Genomic DNA, 15,529 nt, shown 5'->3' on the forward strand with positions numbered 1-15,529 from the left:
TGGGTCGGGCTTCGTCCTTATGTCGCCCTTTGGGCCGCGAACTCTTCCACGACGCGCTGCAGCAAGGGCACATAGTCGCGAAACGCCCGCGTCTTCATGTTGGCGATCTTGCCGCCCTCGTCCCAGACGCGGACCCGCACCGCTTCCTCATGGAACGGGTTCTTGCGGAACTCGGCCACCTCCTCGGCGCTCATCGGCCCACCCTGCAGCGACAGCGTATGCACCGAAGCCGGCGACAGCTTGGAGAAATAGGTCGGGTCGGTGGCGCAGAGATAGCGCTTGGCCGCAACGTGCAGCCGGACGCATTCGACGATCACAGGCGGAAAGAATGGCGCCAGCACCTCGCCGCCGGCCTCGTCATGGTGCTTGTCCTCGACATCGTCGGGAGAATAGGTGCCGAACTCGCTGGTGTAATGGCCGATGTCGTGCAGCAGGGCGGCGGCCACCAGCACCTCGGGCGCTCCGTCCTGCTCCGCCAGCCAGGCGCCCTGCAGCATGTGTTCGGACATCGTCACCGGCTCGCCGAGATAGGATTCCGCACCCCGGCGCTCGAAGATGTCGGCGATGAATTCGACGATGTTGGCCGCGTTCAAATCCCGGCCGCTCATTCCGCGGCCTCCTTGAAGCCGTGCTCGATCGCCGCGAGCGTCGACAACAGGCCATCCTTGTCGGCGTAGCATCCCTGCAGCCAGCGCTTGCCCGTACCTGAAAACGCCTTGCGGGCATGCATGACCCGTGTGTTGTCGACGATGAAGGCCTGGCCCGCCTCCAGCTTGAAGGTCACTTCGAAGGACGGATCCTCGATCAGCTTGGCGAACCGGCGATAGGCGCCATAGTAGGCGTCCATGTCGGCGAAAGGCACGTCGACGACAGGCGCCAGCGAGCGGTTGTTGAAGCGGATGCAGATCAACTCGCCATCCGGTCCAAGCTCGATCATCGGACGCTTGGATTGCAGCCTAACGCCGGATGAGCCGGCATATTCGAAACGCGCCGGACAGGAACTCAACAGCCGGAGGCCTTCAGGGTTCTCGGCCTGCAGCGCCGCCGCGACGGCAAAACCGTCGACAACGCTGGATTCCCCACCCTCCACCGTATTCTCGATGCAGGACAGGATCTGCAGGGTCGGCACCGGATCGCGATAGGGGTTGTCCGTATGCGCCTGGAGGCCGAGATTGGTGTAAGCGAGATTGTTCGGGTTGACCTCGGCGCGCACTTCGAACCAGCGGCCGTAGTTGGTCTCCCTGATATAGCCGAACAGATCGGAGACCTTGCACAATGCCCCGGATTCCGCCGGCAGGCCGTCCATCACGGCAAAGCCATAGGTCCTCACCGCGGAAAGCCAATCGCGCAGGACTGTACGGTCACGGCTGGCGGCAGCGTAGCCGGCGCGCGGGACCGAGTTCTGCATGCTGGCCTTGGTCCAGCGCACAATATCCTCTCCGGTCCAGCCAGCCCCGCGCGCCGTATCGCGATCGTAGGCATTGGCGCTCAACCAGGCAGTCGGAAAGCTGACGGTCTTCTGCTCCGGCACGAAGCTGATCTCGAGGGCATCGCCCTTGATCGCGGCCGCGCTGATCTTCGTGTCGGCCGAAATGTCGAGGATGGTAATCAGGCGCTGGCCGTTGCCGGCGCTGCGCGTCTTGTCGTCCAGCGCATTGTCGCGCAGCCACATGGCATGAAAGCGGGTGCGCCTCCCGCCCTGCCAGCCGAGTTCGATTGTTCCGCCGTCGTCGCCAATCAGCGCGTGGGTCAACATGGAAATCCTGTTCCTGTCCGTTACGGCCCACGGTCCGATCCATGGGTTTCGATTGCATGTTGACCGCGCGAACGGCATAACTCAAATTATCGTTTTTTGGCCAATGACCGCAAATAGCTAATGGCTCGAAAACCCATTCCCTCCCTGCTCCCGCTCGACTGGCTGCGCAGTTTCGAGGCCTCGGCACGACTGTCGAACTTCACGGCGGCGGCGGCCGAACTCGGCCTGACACAGGCAGCCGTCAGCCAGCATATCCGGCTGCTCGAGGAACGATTGAAGACGCGTCTGTTCTCGCGGCTGGCGCGTGGTGTCGCGCTGTCGCCGGAGGGCGCCGCCTATCTGCCGCACATCCAGTCGGCCTTCGCCACCATCTCCAGCAGCACGACGGAACTGTTCGAACCGCGTGCCGTCCAGACCGTCTCGATCCGGGTGCCGATCTCCTTCGCCTTGCTGGTGCTGGTCCCGGCGCTGCCTGATCTTGCCGAGGCGCTGCCGCGCATCCAGCTCGATCTGGTGACGATCCATCGCCCGACCGACTACGACCTGCCGGGCTCCGGGCTCGACGTCCGTTTCGGCAACGGATCCTTTCCCGGACGCGAGGCCGACAGGCTGACGGCCGAGCAGCTTGTGCCGGTGGCCAGCCCGGCCCTGGCCGGCGCCGCCGACTGGACATCCCTGCCGCTGCTTCTGGTCGCCGGCGCGCGCGAGATGTGGGCGGAATGGTTCGCGGCGGCCGGATTGGCCGGCCACCCCCAGCGATCCCACCGCTTCGACAGTTTCGTCGCCGCGATGGAAGCGGCGAGTGCCGGCGCCGGCGTGCTTCTGGGGTCGCGGCCGCTCGTCGACGCGGCACTCAAAAACAGGACCTTGGTGCCACTTTCCGATTTCGAGCTCTCCAGCACCTCGGGCCATTTCCTGACCCGGGCGCCGACCGTGCGCCTGACCAGTGCCGAGCAGGATTTCCGCCGGTGGTTGCTGAGCCGCCTCTCCAGTGCGGCTTCGGCCTGACGGCGCGGAACTACCGCGACGGAGTGCCTATACGCTTCCAGTAGATCAGCGTGCCGGTCAGCCCACCATGCGGCTTCAGCGCATAGTCCGGTATTTCCCCGGTCAAAGTGAAACCGAGTTTTTCGTAGAGGCCCGAAGCACCTTCTTCGGTCGCCGTGTCCAGAACCAGCAGCGTACGCCCCGTCTCGGCGGCGAAACGCTCCGCCGCTTTCATCAGACGCGTTCCGACACCCCTGCCCCGGTATTCGACCGATGTCATCAGCTTGGCGATCTCGGCCCGGTGCGGCTGGTTGGGCGGGCAGTCGAGCAGCAAGGTGACGGTGCCGACCAGGGCTCTGCCATCCCACGCGCCAAGCACCATCCTTTCGCCTCTTGCCGCCGCGGCCAGCGACCGCTCCCAGAATGCGCTTGCCGCCTCGGGCGCCAACGGATGCATGAAGCTGACCGAACCGCCGGCGGCAACCGTCTCGACCAGCAGGTCAGTCAGCATAGGCAACGTCTCGGCACTGGCGCTCAGGGCTCGGATTTCGATGGAATTCATGCCTGGTCCTCTGGAAACGGTGAATGGGCTCGGTTGTGTGCCGGCGTCAGTCGAGATGGCGCACGCGGCGTCGCTTGCGCGCGGCCTTGATGGCGCTGATGCGCTCGGCGTCGTATTCCCTGAGGTGCCGACCGCGCTCGAGTATCTCGAGCGTGTATTCCTCATAGGTCAGGCCCAGCCGTTCGGCCTTGTCCATGCGCATCAGCATGACGTCCCGGCTCGGCGCCTTCCATGCCTTGGCGTGCGCCGCCTGCCAAGCTAGGAAGATATACGGATCGCCCTTGCCCCATGGCGGCCCCTTGTAATCGTCAAGCGGCGGCCCCCCATTGTGGGAGCGCTTTGGCCGTCTTGCCATGATGTCAGCCCCTGACCAGCGCCACGAGATAGTCGGCGCCCGCCTCCAGGGCATGGAAGGTGCAGTCCGACGGCGCTCCGAGCGCCAGGCAGTCGCCGGGCTCCAGCCTGTGCACCACATCACCCTCGGTGAAGTCGAGCCGGCCGGAAATCAGCCAGATCTGCTGCTTGATGAAGGCGTAGGACGCCGACGGCAAGCTGACCCTGGCGCCGGCCGGCAGATGCACCTTGATCAATTCGAGCGGCATGTCGCAGGCCGGTGACAGATGCCGCCTGACATAGCCCGTGTCGGGATCGCGCCACACCGGCTGGTCGGCCTCGCGCAGCACCCCGCCACCTTGCAATTCCACCCGCGCGATGAGGGTCGACAGCGTCATGCCGAAGGCCGCCGCGATGCGCACCAGAAGGGTCGCCGTCGGGCTGGTCATGCCGCGCTCGATCGTGCTCAGCATCGCCTTGGAAACGCCGGACCGCTCGGCGAGCTCGGCCAATGACCAGTCCCGCATGGTCCGTTCGGTACGGATTCGCCTGCCGATGCCCTGGGAAATATCGTTCGCTATATCATCCATTCGTCCGTTATAGCGAAACTCCGACAATGGAGAAGAGCCATTTTGCGACAATTTTCAACAAACCCTTAATCCTCCTTACACCATCCAGCCTCATCCGACCTTAACCCCATTCCGCTAGGGTCCATGTTCCAGGGAAATGGGGATTGGCCTGTCCATGTATGTCGAACGCGAAGCTTCCGTCGGAGGACCGACATCGCAGGAGCGCCGCAACGCAGAGCAGAACGAACGGCGCATCCTGGGCAATGTCGTGCAATGCGACGGCGCGCGCGCCACCATAAGCGCCTATGCCGACGACATTGACGGCGCCGTCACCGGCCTGTGGACGGTCGGCAAGATGATCTCCATCAATCTGGGCACGACGCGAACCGTCGGCCTGGTCTATGCCATCGGCAAATCGGACCGCGCCTGGAGCGATGAGGGCCAGAACGCCATCGAGGTCAGCATCGAGCTGATTGGTGAAGTCCGCGACGCGGCCGAACCCGGCGCCAAGCCAATCTTCGACCGCGGCATCACCACCTATCCACACATTGGCGCCGTCGCGCATCGCATCCGCAGCCGCGACCTCCAGGCCGTCTACGACCTGGCCGGCCGACATTCCATCACCATCGGCTCGCTGTCACAGGACGAGGCGATCGCCGCCAACATCGCCATCGACGACACGCTGGCGCGCCATTTCGCCATCGTCGGCACCACCGGCGTCGGCAAGTCCACCGCCGTCTCGCTGCTGCTGCGCAAATCGATCACGGCGCGACCCGACCTGCGCATCCTGATCCTCGACCCGCATAACGAGTTCGCGGCCTCGCTGCCCGAATATTGCGTCAAGGTCGATTCCAAGACGCTCGACCTGCCGTTCTGGATGTTCCGGCTGGAGGAATTCGCCGAAGTGCTGTTTCGGGGCCGTGAAACGGTCCCGGAAGAAATCGACGCTTTGCGCGATCTCATTCCGCTCGCCAAGAATCTCTACCGCAACCCGAGCTCGGGCGCCTATCTCAGGCGCGGCAGCGATGCGCTGACCGCCGATACGCCTGTGCCTTACCGCATCGCCGACCTGCTCAAGCAGATCGACGAGCGCATGGGCATGCTCGAAAGCAAGAACGACCGCCCGACGCTCAAATCGCTGAAGACGCGGATCGAATCGGCGGCCGCCGATCCGCGCTACCGCTTCATGTTCAACTCGCGCCTGATCGAGGACACCATCCACGAGACGATCGGCAACATTTTCCGCGTGCCGCATCACGGCCGCCCGGTAACCTGCTTCGAGATGGCCGGCATGCCCTCCGAAGTGGTCAACTCCGTCTGTTCGGTGCTGGCGCGCCTGGCCTTCGACCTTGCTTTGTGGAGCGAGGGCAAGCTGCAACTCCTGCTGCTGTGCGAGGAAGCGCACCGCTACATGCCGGCCGATGCGCGCCTCGGCTTTGCGCCGACACGCCACGCGCTGTCGCGCATCGCCAAGGAAGGCCGCAAATATGGCTGCTACCTCGGCGTCGTCACCCAGCGTCCGGGCGAGCTCGACCCGACCATCCTGTCACAGTGCTCGACCTTCTTCGCCATGCGGCTCGCCAACGAGCAGGACCAGGCGATCATCCGCTCGGCCATCGCCGACTCGTCCGCCTCCACGCTGGCCTTCCTGTCGTCGATGGGCCAGCGCGAAGCCATTGCCTTCGGCGAAGGCGTGGCGACGACGATGCGGCTGAAATTCGAAAGACTGCCGGCGCAGCTGATCCCCGGCACGTCCAGGCGCGAAGAAACCGCGTCGCCGAAGAGCGGCGACGATGTCGACCTGGTGGCGATCGTCGAGCGGTTGCGCAACGTGCCGAAGCCACAGCAGCAGGCGATCCCCTTCGCCGAGGTGGTCGATTCCGGCCGGCAGGCCGGTGATCCTGATTATCGCAAGCCGGCAACCGCCCGAGTCCAGTCGGACGACGATTTCGACATGCGCTACGGCCTCAAACCCGCGACCTTCGGCCTGCGTCCCCAGAACGATTGAGCCTGCAGCTCGCGGACGATCGACTGGGAAGCCGCACCAAGCCTCAACAAGTTCTGCTTCGTGGGCCGTCTTGGGTAAATCCCGTCAGGGATTTCGTCAGGCTGAGTCCGGGTGGTGCTGTTTTCGAGAACCGGAGCGGAGCGGACATTCAGTCCGTGAGCACCGGAAGCGCAGAAAACAGCGGCAGACGGCCAGCCTCACGAATTCAATGATGGGATTTCAAGCGCAGACGCGGTTGCGGCCTTGCCTCTTCGCCTCGTAGAGCTGACGATCCGCGCGACGGTAAAACTCCTCGGCCGTTTCCTTGCGGTCCCACACGGCAAGGCCGACGCTGGTCGTGATCTTGAGCCGGACATTGCCCGATAGGACCGACATGTTGGCGATCGCCCTGCGGATGCGCTCGGCGAATTTGGCCAGCAGTTCCGCCTCCATGTTGGGCGTGACCACGGCGAACTCCTCGCCACCCAACCGCGCCACCACGTCGTGGTAGCGTGTCATGTCCTTGAGGCAGTTGGCGACAGCCCGGAGCACCTCGTCGCCGACATCGTGGCCATGGGTGTCGTTGACCTGCTTGAAATGGTCGAGATCGAGGATCATCAGCCCGACCGGCTTTTCGATGCGCCGGAACTCCTCGAGATATTCCTTCAGCGCATCGTCGAAATAGCGCCGGTTCTGCATGCCGGTCAGGCCATCCGTCAGGGCGGCATGCTCGAGCGTTTCGGAGCGGGCGCTGAGTGAAACCGTCATGGCGCGCAGCTTGCCTTCTTCCGTCGCCTGTTTGCGGATCAGCGGATAGATGAAGAAGATGCCGAAAAACAGCGCGGTCGCAAGCAGCACGCCCGTCGCGAACAACAGCTTGTTGAGGTAGATGACCTTGTCCAGGCCTGAGGCCGTATGGAGTTCGGTGGCGAAGGATTGCAAGAGCCCATAAGCGTGCAGCGTCACCAGGCCGGCGGCCAGGATCACGAAGATAAAGACGAAGAAAGCGGATTCCGCCTTATGGAAACGCATCTGCTCCCCGATGGAAAAGTACCCATCGACCTTATGGCACGGACCGACTTACGGAGCGTTAATTCCAACAACTTCGGCGAGAACCCTTCCCTCGATGTCGACTTTTTAAGTTGCATTAGCAACCAGCGTTGAAATCTTGGTTTCGAGATCGTCACCCGGGCACAGTCTTTGCCATTCCGGCCCCAGCTGATGTCGAAACCAGGTCGCCTGCCGCTTGGCATATTGCCGTGTTGCGATCTTGGCGCGTTCGATCGCCTCGGGAAAGCTGGATTGTCCGGCCATCGCGGCCTGCAGTTCGCGAACGCCGATCGCCTTCATCGCCGGCAGATCCGGATCGAGGCGAAGGGCCGCCAATTGCCTGACCTCTTCCAGCGCACCCTTTTCCAGCATCTGGTCGAAGCGCCTTTCGATGCGATCAACCAGCGCCGCCCGGTCCGACTCGATGACCAGGAAACGGGCCGTCTGCCTGTCGATGAGCGGGCGACCGCGCGCGGCCTGCCAGTCCAGGATCGATCGGCCGGAGGCGTCGAGCACCTCCAGCGCCCGCACGATGCGCTGGCTGTCGGTTGGCTTCAGCTGCATTGCGGCTCTCGAATCCTCGCGCAGCAACAAGGCGTGCAGCTTGACCGCGCCTTGCTCCTTCAGCTCATGGCGCCAACGGTCGCGGATCCGCTGCGGAATATCGGGCATTTCGGAAATGCCTTCGGCCAGCGCGCGAAAATAAAGGCCGGTGCCGCCGACGAAGATTGGCCTCCGCGAGAGCGTTCCCTCGTCGATGAGTTTCATCACGTCGCGCAGCCAGGCGCCGGTGGAATAGGCGCTGCCGGGATGGACGTGCCCGTAGAGAAAATGCGGCACGCGTGCAAGCTCGGCCGCCTCCGGCCTCGCGGTCAACACGTCGAGAACAGAATAGCCTTGCATGGAATCGGTGTTGACGATGACGCCGCCTGTGCGCTCGGCCAGGTCGAGCGCCAGCGCCGACTTGCCGCTGGCGGTCGGCCCGGCTATCAGGATCGCGTTCTTCACGCGGCCCTCGCCCGCATCCGCGCCGGAATTCTCGATGCCGCTCATTGCCACGCTTGTTTCCCGTCCCGCAGACCGCGCTCTGTCGCCGTCGCTTGCGAATATGGCCTCGCGCTCGGTGGGCGCAAGCACTGTTATCTGGCTGGCAGAAGGGATTGCCTGCGATCTCGCTTTGCCGCAAGCGGCCGACGCCGCCGATATCACCGCTGCGCTGCGCACCGTACTGGCCGCCGAACCGGTCGATGTGATCGTCCAGCAGGCCGAAACGCGTCGCAAGAAAATCCTCCTCGCCGACATGGATTCGACCATGATCGACCAGGAATGCATCGACGAACTGGCCGACGAGATCGGCGTCAAGGAGCACGTCGCGTCGATCACCGCGCGGTCGATGAACGGTGAGATCGCCTTCGAGCCGGCGCTGCGCGAACGCGTGGCGCTGCTCAGGGGCCTCGATGCCGCCGTCGTCGACCGCATCGTCGCCAACCGCATCACATTGGCCTCGGGCGGCCGGGCGCTGGTCCAGACCATGCGCGCCAACGGCGCCTGGACAGCGCTCATCTCGGGTGGCTTCGAGGTCTTCACCACGCGCATCGCTGATATGCTCGGCTTTCAGGAAAACCGCGCCAACCGTCTGCTCGAACAGGACGGACGCTTCACCGGGCTGGTTGGCGAGCCGATCCTCGGCCGCGCCGCCAAGGCCGAGGCGCTGATCGACATTTCGGCGCGCCTGGGATTGACGCCGGCCGAAGCCATTGCCGTTGGCGACGGCGCCAACGATCTCGACATGATCCGCCTCGCCGGCACCGGTGTGGCGCTTCATGCCAAGCCGGTCGTGGCGGCGCAGGCCAAGGTCCGCATCGACCATGGCGACCTGACGGCCTTGCTCTATGTCCAAGGCTATCGTCAGGAAGAGTTTGTGCAATGAAACCTATGCGCACCGAGCGCCTCATCCTGCGCAATTGGGAAGAGCGCGACCGTGAGCTCTTCCATCGCATCAACTCCGATGACCGCGTCATGGAGTTCTTCCCGTTCCGCCGCGACCGCGCCGCGGCGGACGCCAAGATGGACCAGGTCCGCGCCTGGGTCGATGCGGATGGCTATGGCTTCGCCGCGGCCGAGATTGCCGCCACCGGCCAGTGCATCGGCTTTGTCGGACTATCAGGAACCGAGGATCTGGACGTGCTGCCGGCCGGCACAATCGAGATCGGCTGGCGGCTGGCGCCCGAATTCTGGGGCAAGGGCTATGTCACCGAGGCCGCCGAGGCGTGGCTCGCCTATGGATTCGAGACGCTCGGCCTCGGCGAGATCGTGTCCTTCGCCGTTGCGGAAAACCACCGCTCGACCGCCGTCATGAAACGCCTCGGCATGACGACCGACCCGTCGGCCGATTTCGATCATCCCGGCATTCCCGACAGCCATCCCGCGCTCAAGCGCCATGTGATCTACCGGCTCTCGCGCGCCGCGTGGCGGGCGCGAAAAAAGGCGGCCGGTTAGCCGCCTTCTGGAAGTCGCTTGATTGAAAGCTCAATCCATCCGGATCGTCACAAAGCGCAGTTCACCGGTCTTCGACGCCAGCATCAGCAGCGCGTTCTTGCGCCCCTGCTCCTTCAGCGCGCCGATCCGATCCATGACATCCTTGGGCGTGGCGACCGATTCCTGCGCGATCTCGGTGATCACCTCGCCCGGCTGGATGCCTCGCTCGGCGGCGGCCGAGTCCTTTGCCACGTCGGTGATGACGACGCCGGAGACATCGGCGGCGATGCTGAACTTCTTGCGCGTCTCGTCGTTGAGCTCGCCGACGGTCATGCCAAGCACCGAGGCGGTCGAGACCGCCGGAGCCTTGTCGCCGCCCTTGTCCTGATTGGTATTGCCCGGCTCACCGCTTGCGAGCTTCTCACCATCCTCAAGCCGGCCGAGCGTCACCTTCACGGTCTGCTCGACACCCTTGCGCACGATCAGCACGTCGACGGCCTTGCCGACGGGGCTTTCGGCGACCACGCGCGGCAGGTCGCGCATTTCATGTATGTCCTTGCCATCGAACTTGATGATGACGTCACCGGCCTGGATGGTGCCGTTGTCGACGGGACCGCCCTTGATGACGCCGGCGACCAACGCGCCCTTGGCCGTGGTCATGCCGAGGCTTTCGGCGATATCGTCAGTCACCGGCTGGATGCGCACGCCGAGCCAGCCGCGCCGCGTCTCGCCATACTGGCGCAACTGGTCGACAACACCCGAGGCGAGCTGCGAGGGGATGGAAAAACCGATGCCGATCGAGCCGCCGGACGGCGAAATGATCGCCGTGTTGATGCCGATGACCTCACCGGCGCTGTTGAACAGCGGTCCGCCCGAATTGCCCCGATTGATCGCGGCGTCAGTCTGGATGAAGTCGTCATAGGGACCGGAGTTGATGTCGCGGTTGCGCGCCGAGACGATGCCGACCGTGACCGTGCCGCCAAGGCCGAACGGATTGCCGACCGCCATCACCCAGTCGCCGACGCGCATCTTGGTGGAATCGCCGAACTTCACCGCGGTCAGCTTGTGGCCTTTCGGATCGACCTTCAGCACGGCGACATCGGTCTTGGTATCGGTGCCGACCAGCGTCGCCTTCAGCGTCACCCCATCGGAGAAATTGACCTCGATGTCGTCGGCATCGGCGATCACGTGGTTGTTGGTGACGACGATGCCTTGTTCGGCGTCGATGACGAACCCCGAGCCCAGCGACTGCACCTTCTGCGCGCTATTGTCCTTGCCGCCGCCGCGATTCTTGAAGAAATCGTCGAAGAAGTCCTGGAACGGCGAGCCTTCGGGAAGCTGCGGCATCGGCACGGCACCGGGACCTTCCGTGCCCTTCACCGTCTGCGAGGTCGAGATGTTGACCACCGCGCCGAGCAGGCCTGCCGCGAGGTCGGCCACCGAAGCAGGCCCGTCATTGGCGAATGTCGGCGTCACGAAGGACGGGATGGCGACGGTGCCGACAAGAAGCGCCGCCGTGCCAGCGATGAACGTCCGCCGTACCGTGCGCAGAAGCAGTGTGGATGTCATCGAGAGGCCTCCCGGTATTTCTGAGAAAGAAAGCGCAACGGCGAAAACACCGTGTCGCGCCATGTTGGCAAAAAATAAGGCACGTTTGCGGCTAGGACTATCCGCGGAGGATAAATCCTCCGTTATGCCCGAGACGAAAAACCGGCCGCCTCATCCACCTCGCACCAGCCAGACGACGCCGACACCGATGGCGACCGCGGCCAGCCCGGCGATCCGCAACGCATTCTCCGGCATCGACAGCACCTCGCCCGCGAGCTTCCTCGCGAAGCCGGGAAAGCCGCCATAGACCAGGCCCTCTATGACGAGGACCAGGCCTATCGCCGCGAAGAAATCCTGCACCGGCCGTTACTGGCTGGTGCTGGGTTGTGTCGTCGGCGCGGCAGGCGCGGCAGGCGCCGACGCTGGTTTCGCCGGCCCTTCCTTGCCATCGGGATCGCGGAAGTAGCGGAAGAACTCCGAACTCGGCGACAGCACCATGGTCGTCCCGGTATTGTCCAGCGCCGTGCCGTAGGCGTTCATCGACCGGTAGAAATCGAAGAAGGCCGGATCACGCTTGTAGGCGTCCGCGAAGGTGGCGCTGCGTTGGGCCTCGCCTTCACCGCGCAGGATCTCGGACTCCTTCTGCGCTTCGGCGACGATCTCGACGACCTCGCGGTCGGCGCGGGCGCGGATACGCTGCGCCGCCTCGTTGCCGCGTGCCCTGAGTCTTTCGGCCTCGGCCAGACGTTCGGCCTTCATGCGATCGTAGGTCTGTTGCGAAACCTCGGCCGTGAGGTCGGTGCGGCGGATGCGGACATCCTCGATCTGCAGGCCGAGCGAGGTGGCGTCGGGCCGGAGCTGATCGCGCACTTCGCGCATCATCACCGCGCGCTCTTCGGAGAGTGCGGCCTCGAAGTCGCGCAGACCGTAGACGCGGCGCAAGGCGGCGTCGAGACGGGTCCTGAGCCGCGCTTCGGCCAGTTCGATCTGGCCGGACACCGCGGCACGGAACACGCGCGGATCCGAAATGCGGTAGGCGATGAAGGCATCGACCTCGTAGAACTTGCCGCCCGAAACCTGGACGCGGATGTTGTCGAGGTCGAAACGCAGCACCCGGTTCTCGATCAGTTGCACCGTGTCGGCGTCGAAGAACGAGAACGGCGCCTTGAAGTAGATGCCAGGTTCGGTCTTGACGTCGACGATTTCGCCGAAGCGCAGCACCAGCGCCTGCTGGCGCGCATTGACCACGAAAACCGACGAATAGATCAGGAACAGGATAACCGCCGCGATGACGACGAAGACGGGAAGACGGTTGCCCATCACCGGGTACCTCCCGTGTTCGCGCCAGGCGTGGCTGGTGCAGGCGCCTTCTGCTGCAATGCCGGCAGCGGCAGATAGGGAACGACCCCTTGCCCGTTGCCCTGCTCGACGATCACCTTGCCGGAGTCCTTCAGAACCCTCTCCATGGTTTCGAGATAGAGGCGCTTGCGCGTCACATCGGGCGCCTTGGCGTATTCGTCGTAGACGGAGATGAAGCGCTGCGCCTCACCTTCGGCTTCCTGCACGACCCTGTTCTTGTAGGCGGCCGCGTCTTCGCGGATCTGTGCGGCCTCGCCGCGCGCCTGACCGAGCTTCTGGTTGGAATACTGGTTGGCCTGCTCGACGAACTTGTCCTCGTCCTGTTCGGCGCGCTGCACCTCGTCGAAGGCATCAGCCACTTCGCGCGGCGGTGCCGCGTCCTCGATCGAGATGGCGTTGACCTGCAGGCCGGCCTTGTAGCCGTCCAGCGTCGTCTGGATGATCTCGCGCACCGAGGCCGCTATGCCCTGGCGGTCGTCGCGGAAGATATCCTGCGCCGGCCTGCGGCCGACGGCTTCGCGCATGGCACTTTCGGCGACCTGCCGCAGCATGCCGTCCGGATCGGAGACGTCGAACAGATAGGCCCGGGGATCGGAGACCTGATAGGCCACCGAAAACTGTACGTTGACGATGTTCTGGTCGCCCGACAGCATCAAGCCGTTGCCGCTGGTGTTGCCGCCGCCGATATCGACGAGCTGCTCGGAAATCTTGGCCGTCTCGACGGTTTCAAGCGGCCACCAATGGAAATGCAGGCCGGGCTGCGACAGTTGGGCCTTCGGCTTGCCAAAGCGCAGTTCGACCGCGACCTCGTCGGGCTGCACGGTATAGACAGCCTGGAATGCCCACAGAACGACCAACACCGCGGCGATCAGCCCGAACACGGCCGGACTGGCGCCACCGCCGCCAGGCAGCGCGCGCCGCAGCCGGTCCTGGCCGCGGCGGATGATGTCTTCAAGATCGGGAGGCGAGCCCTGCGGGCCGCTCGGTCCCTTTGGCCCCTGCCCCCAGGGTCCCTGATTGTTGCCGCCGCCCCCCCAAGGGCCGCCGCCTCCGCCACTCTTGTCGTTCCAGGGCATGAATGTCCTTTCGCTTGGAATTCCCTCAAGCGCCGGCGTTGCGGCGCAAATCCAGTTGTTCTTCTATAGGGACGCCACCGCACGCTTTCAACGCGATGCGCCGCGACTTCATCCGTTTTGGGCCGGTAGCGACCCTTTGTCGTCCTTCAATACCGTTTTTGTCTTTCAAAGTATGTCGCGGCGGCGCTCGTAAACCGTATAGCGTGTTGCATGGCTGTCCTTTTCGCCGGCCGGAACATCCTGCGTCCTTACCACGCGCCAGGATTTCGGATCGATCGGCGGGAAATGCGCATCGCCGTCGACGGCGGCCAGCACATGGGTGACGTGCAGCCGGTCGGCCAGCGGCAGCGCCTGGGCATAGATCTCGCCGCCGCCGACAACGCAGACCTCGTCCACGCCAGCCATGCAGCGTCCGCGCACCGTTGCCAGCTGAATCGCGGCTTCCAGCGTATGCGCCACCTCGACGCCCTCGGCGCGCCAGGCCTTGTCGCGGCTGACGACGATGTTCAGCCGGCCCGGCAATGGCCTGCCTATGCCCTCATAGGTCTTGCGGCCCATGATGATGGGCTTGCCCATCGTGTCTGCCTTGAAACGCTTGAGATCGGTGGAGAGCCGCCAGGGCAATCCACCGTCCCGGCCGATCACGCCATTCTCCGCGATGGCAACGTAGATCGCGATGTGCATCAGTTCGCATCCCCGCCATTGCTGTCCGACGGTTCGAGCAGCAGGATATCGATATCGTGCTCGGGATAAAAATCGTCCGCCGTCATCTCGAAGGTCGTCGGCCCGATCTTTTTGACGTTGTCGCCACAGAACGAAACCAGCGCTTTCGGATTGCCCTTGTCGACTGTCAGCTTGAACTTGCCGATACTGCCGGCCGCCCAGTTGCCGCCGGTGGTCAGGATATAGGCGATACGGCGCTCGTAATACCGGGGATAACCGTCCGCATTGTCCTTGGCGGCCTTTCGCACCGCATTCTCGAACGTATCGTCCATGCAGTAGCGGGTCTTGTAGGCCGCGTACTGCCCCTGGAACTTGCCGTCGTAAAAGAAACTGACCGAAGACGTACCGCCGACGCTGGGCCTGTAGCGGTGCGAGACATGAACGTCCTTGTTCGCCGGAAAGGTCGAGCGCCACCAATAGGTCGAGCGCAATTGCCAGAAGGGTGTATAGGCTGGGGTAGCGCCCGGGCCGCTGTCCGCCTCCGGATCCTCGATGATGATGCCGCGGCTCTCCCAGTCTTGGGCAACCGCCCGCGGCAGCTTCGCCAGTGCCGCCTTGGCCGCGTCGCCGAACGGATTGAACGGCACATTCTGCGCCTTGAGGTCGGCACTGATGTCGATACCGAGCGCAAACACCTTCTGTTCGAGCTGCGGTGTTGCCGGGGCACCGTCGATCGTCACCTCGAAGCCGAGGAAATTGTCGCTCTGGTTTTCGGGGATCGCCGGCATCTCCTCCGGATCGCCCGAGATGTCGGGCATCGGGAAGGCGACGATCGCTTCAACGTCCTTGTCGGTGTTGTTGTGGAAGACGTAGTCGACCGTCACCTTTTCCGGCGAGATGAAGAGGTCCTCGCTTTGCATCGCCACGGCGTCGCTGCGTGACAGGATCAGGCCGCCGGTGCCGAGTTCGGCAATCGAGTCGTTGGCAAAGGCAGGCGCGATTGAAAACGCCAACGCTACTGCCAGAACATATCGCAACATCGAAGCCCCCTCGGCTGGAATGCCTGGGATGACCCTAGCTGTTTCGACCTGGCGTTTCAAAGCCCTTCCGCATCCGAGGCACGCCGGTCTGGACTATCAGGTTCCGATCGGGCAGGAGTTC

At 64.0% G+C, this 15,529-nt stretch carries 17 protein-coding genes; 4 read left to right on the top strand and 13 right to left on the bottom strand.

All coding sequences use genetic code 11. The annotated features are described in order from the left end of the window. Positions 1 to 17: 17 nt before the first annotated feature. The gene (locus tag FJ930_RS16745; RefSeq protein ID WP_141839200.1) at positions 18 to 608 is read right to left on the bottom strand and encodes an HD domain-containing protein; all 591 of its coding nucleotides are present in this window, start codon (positions 606 to 608) and stop codon (positions 18 to 20) included. After that, positions 605 to 1,756 carry a gamma-butyrobetaine dioxygenase gene (locus FJ930_RS16750; protein WP_141839202.1) on the bottom strand — a complete coding sequence of 384 codons (1,152 nt, stop codon included), beginning with the start codon at positions 1,754 to 1,756 and terminating at the stop codon, positions 605 to 607. Before FJ930_RS16750 ends, FJ930_RS16745 begins: the two co-directional genes overlap by 4 nt. Before the next feature lie 120 nt (positions 1,757 to 1,876). Between FJ930_RS16750 and FJ930_RS16755 the strand changes: the two genes are divergently transcribed. Next, positions 1,877 to 2,764 (top strand): LysR family transcriptional regulator, encoded by an 888-nt coding sequence (locus FJ930_RS16755; protein WP_141839204.1) that lies wholly within the window; start codon positions 1,877 to 1,879, stop codon positions 2,762 to 2,764. Positions 2,765 to 2,774: 10 nt separating this feature from the next. Here FJ930_RS16755 and FJ930_RS16760 read toward each other — a convergent pair whose 3' ends face one another. From FJ930_RS16760 to FJ930_RS16770, 3 genes are read right to left on the bottom strand one after another with little or no spacing between them, the layout of a single operon-like run. After that, the gene (locus FJ930_RS16760; RefSeq protein WP_141839205.1) at positions 2,775 to 3,305 is read right to left on the bottom strand and encodes a GNAT family N-acetyltransferase; all 531 of its coding nucleotides are present in this window, start codon (positions 3,303 to 3,305) and stop codon (positions 2,775 to 2,777) included. 46 nt (positions 3,306 to 3,351) lie between these two features. Then, complete coding sequence (locus FJ930_RS16765; protein WP_140743199.1) at positions 3,352 to 3,660, bottom strand: hypothetical protein; 309 nt, start codon at positions 3,658 to 3,660, stop codon at positions 3,352 to 3,354. A 4-nt stretch (positions 3,661 to 3,664) separates the two neighbouring features. Next, a complete protein-coding gene (locus tag FJ930_RS16770; RefSeq protein WP_140743201.1) occupies positions 3,665 to 4,228 on the bottom strand; it encodes an XRE family transcriptional regulator in 564 nt (187 codons plus the stop codon). A 154-nt stretch (positions 4,229 to 4,382) separates the two neighbouring features. Here FJ930_RS16770 and FJ930_RS16775 point away from each other — a divergent pair, with 154 nt between their 5' ends. Next, positions 4,383 to 6,215 (top strand): ATP-binding protein, encoded by a 1,833-nt coding sequence (locus FJ930_RS16775; RefSeq protein ID WP_141839207.1) that lies wholly within the window; start codon positions 4,383 to 4,385, stop codon positions 6,213 to 6,215. A 219-nt stretch (positions 6,216 to 6,434) separates the two neighbouring features. On the opposite strand, the gene FJ930_RS16780 is transcribed toward FJ930_RS16775, so the two are convergent. Both FJ930_RS16780 and miaA read right to left on the bottom strand, forming a co-directional pair. After that, positions 6,435 to 7,226, bottom strand: a complete 792-nt coding sequence (locus tag FJ930_RS16780; RefSeq protein WP_140743205.1) for a GGDEF domain-containing protein — start codon at positions 7,224 to 7,226, stop codon at positions 6,435 to 6,437. A gap of 105 nt (positions 7,227 to 7,331) precedes the next feature. Then, positions 7,332 to 8,297 (bottom strand): tRNA (adenosine(37)-N6)-dimethylallyltransferase MiaA, encoded by a 966-nt coding sequence (miaA, locus tag FJ930_RS16785; protein ID WP_140743442.1) that lies wholly within the window; start codon positions 8,295 to 8,297, stop codon positions 7,332 to 7,334. Here miaA and serB point away from each other — a divergent pair. Next, positions 8,287 to 9,174, top strand: a complete 888-nt coding sequence (gene serB / locus FJ930_RS16790) for a phosphoserine phosphatase SerB (protein WP_140743207.1) — start codon at positions 8,287 to 8,289, stop codon at positions 9,172 to 9,174. The two genes, miaA and serB, sit on opposite strands and share 11 nt — an antisense overlap. Next, on the top strand, positions 9,171 to 9,743 hold the full coding sequence (locus tag FJ930_RS16795) for a GNAT family N-acetyltransferase (protein ID WP_141839209.1): 573 nt from the start codon (positions 9,171 to 9,173) through the stop codon (positions 9,741 to 9,743). Before serB ends, FJ930_RS16795 begins: the two co-directional genes overlap by 4 nt. 30 nt (positions 9,744 to 9,773) lie before the next feature. Here FJ930_RS16795 and FJ930_RS16800 read toward each other — a convergent pair whose 3' ends face one another. The 6 genes from FJ930_RS16800 to FJ930_RS16825 form a co-directional block, all read right to left on the bottom strand. Next, on the bottom strand, positions 9,774 to 11,291 hold the full coding sequence (locus FJ930_RS16800; protein ID WP_140607892.1) for a DegQ family serine endoprotease: 1,518 nt from the start codon (positions 11,289 to 11,291) through the stop codon (positions 9,774 to 9,776). A gap of 150 nt (positions 11,292 to 11,441) precedes the next feature. Then, positions 11,442 to 11,630, bottom strand: a complete 189-nt coding sequence (locus FJ930_RS16805; protein WP_140699635.1) for a DUF2065 domain-containing protein — start codon at positions 11,628 to 11,630, stop codon at positions 11,442 to 11,444. Positions 11,631 to 11,636: 6 nt separating this feature from the next. Continuing rightward, positions 11,637 to 12,590, bottom strand: a complete 954-nt coding sequence (locus tag FJ930_RS16810; protein ID WP_141839211.1) for a protease modulator HflC — start codon at positions 12,588 to 12,590, stop codon at positions 11,637 to 11,639. Then, positions 12,590 to 13,705, bottom strand: coding sequence for an FtsH protease activity modulator HflK (hflK, locus tag FJ930_RS16815; RefSeq protein ID WP_141839213.1), 1,116 nt, complete (start codon positions 13,703 to 13,705; stop codon positions 12,590 to 12,592). The genes FJ930_RS16810 and hflK overlap by 1 nt, the downstream gene beginning before the upstream one ends. Before the next feature lie 165 nt (positions 13,706 to 13,870). Continuing rightward, complete coding sequence (locus tag FJ930_RS16820; protein WP_141839214.1) at positions 13,871 to 14,389, bottom strand: dihydrofolate reductase; 519 nt, start codon at positions 14,387 to 14,389, stop codon at positions 13,871 to 13,873. Further along, on the bottom strand, positions 14,389 to 15,408 hold the full coding sequence (locus FJ930_RS16825; RefSeq protein WP_141839216.1) for a DUF4424 domain-containing protein: 1,020 nt from the start codon (positions 15,406 to 15,408) through the stop codon (positions 14,389 to 14,391). The genes FJ930_RS16820 and FJ930_RS16825 overlap by 1 nt, the downstream gene beginning before the upstream one ends. Between the last annotated feature and the right edge of the window lie 121 nt (positions 15,409 to 15,529).

The organism is Mesorhizobium sp. B2-4-15, from assembly GCF_006658505.1.
Classification (GTDB): Bacteria; Pseudomonadota; Alphaproteobacteria; order Rhizobiales; family Rhizobiaceae; genus Mesorhizobium.

What these genes read in the sequence shown, in the direction of transcription:
- FJ930_RS16745 (WP_141839200.1), bottom strand. Translation starts at nt 608, where the DNA reads ATGAGCGGCCGGGATTTGAACGCGGCCAACATCGTCGAATTCATCGCC.
- FJ930_RS16750 (WP_141839202.1), bottom strand. Translation starts at nt 1,756, where the DNA reads ATGTTGACCCACGCGCTGATTGGCGACGACGGCGGAACAATCGAACTC.
- FJ930_RS16755 (WP_141839204.1), top strand. Translation starts at nt 1,877, where the DNA reads ATGGCTCGAAAACCCATTCCCTCCCTGCTCCCGCTCGACTGGCTGCGC.
- FJ930_RS16760 (WP_141839205.1), bottom strand. Translation starts at nt 3,305, where the DNA reads ATGAATTCCATCGAAATCCGAGCCCTGAGCGCCAGTGCCGAGACGTTG.
- FJ930_RS16765 (WP_140743199.1), bottom strand. Translation starts at nt 3,660, where the DNA reads ATGGCAAGACGGCCAAAGCGCTCCCACAATGGGGGGCCGCCGCTTGAC.
- FJ930_RS16770 (WP_140743201.1), bottom strand. Translation starts at nt 4,228, where the DNA reads ATGGATGATATAGCGAACGATATTTCCCAGGGCATCGGCAGGCGAATC.
- FJ930_RS16775 (WP_141839207.1), top strand. Translation starts at nt 4,383, where the DNA reads ATGTATGTCGAACGCGAAGCTTCCGTCGGAGGACCGACATCGCAGGAG.
- FJ930_RS16780 (WP_140743205.1), bottom strand. Translation starts at nt 7,226, where the DNA reads ATGCGTTTCCATAAGGCGGAATCCGCTTTCTTCGTCTTTATCTTCGTG.
- serB (WP_140743207.1), top strand. Translation starts at nt 8,287, where the DNA reads ATGCCGCTCATTGCCACGCTTGTTTCCCGTCCCGCAGACCGCGCTCTG.
- miaA (WP_140743442.1), bottom strand. Translation starts at nt 8,297, where the DNA reads ATGAGCGGCATCGAGAATTCCGGCGCGGATGCGGGCGAGGGCCGCGTG.
- FJ930_RS16795 (WP_141839209.1), top strand. Translation starts at nt 9,171, where the DNA reads ATGAAACCTATGCGCACCGAGCGCCTCATCCTGCGCAATTGGGAAGAG.
- FJ930_RS16800 (WP_140607892.1), bottom strand. Translation starts at nt 11,291, where the DNA reads ATGACATCCACACTGCTTCTGCGCACGGTACGGCGGACGTTCATCGCT.
- FJ930_RS16810 (WP_141839211.1), bottom strand. Translation starts at nt 12,590, where the DNA reads ATGGGCAACCGTCTTCCCGTCTTCGTCGTCATCGCGGCGGTTATCCTG.
- hflK (WP_141839213.1), bottom strand. Translation starts at nt 13,705, where the DNA reads ATGCCCTGGAACGACAAGAGTGGCGGAGGCGGCGGCCCTTGGGGGGGC.
- FJ930_RS16820 (WP_141839214.1), bottom strand. Translation starts at nt 14,389, where the DNA reads ATGCACATCGCGATCTACGTTGCCATCGCGGAGAATGGCGTGATCGGC.
- FJ930_RS16825 (WP_141839216.1), bottom strand. Translation starts at nt 15,408, where the DNA reads ATGTTGCGATATGTTCTGGCAGTAGCGTTGGCGTTTTCAATCGCGCCT.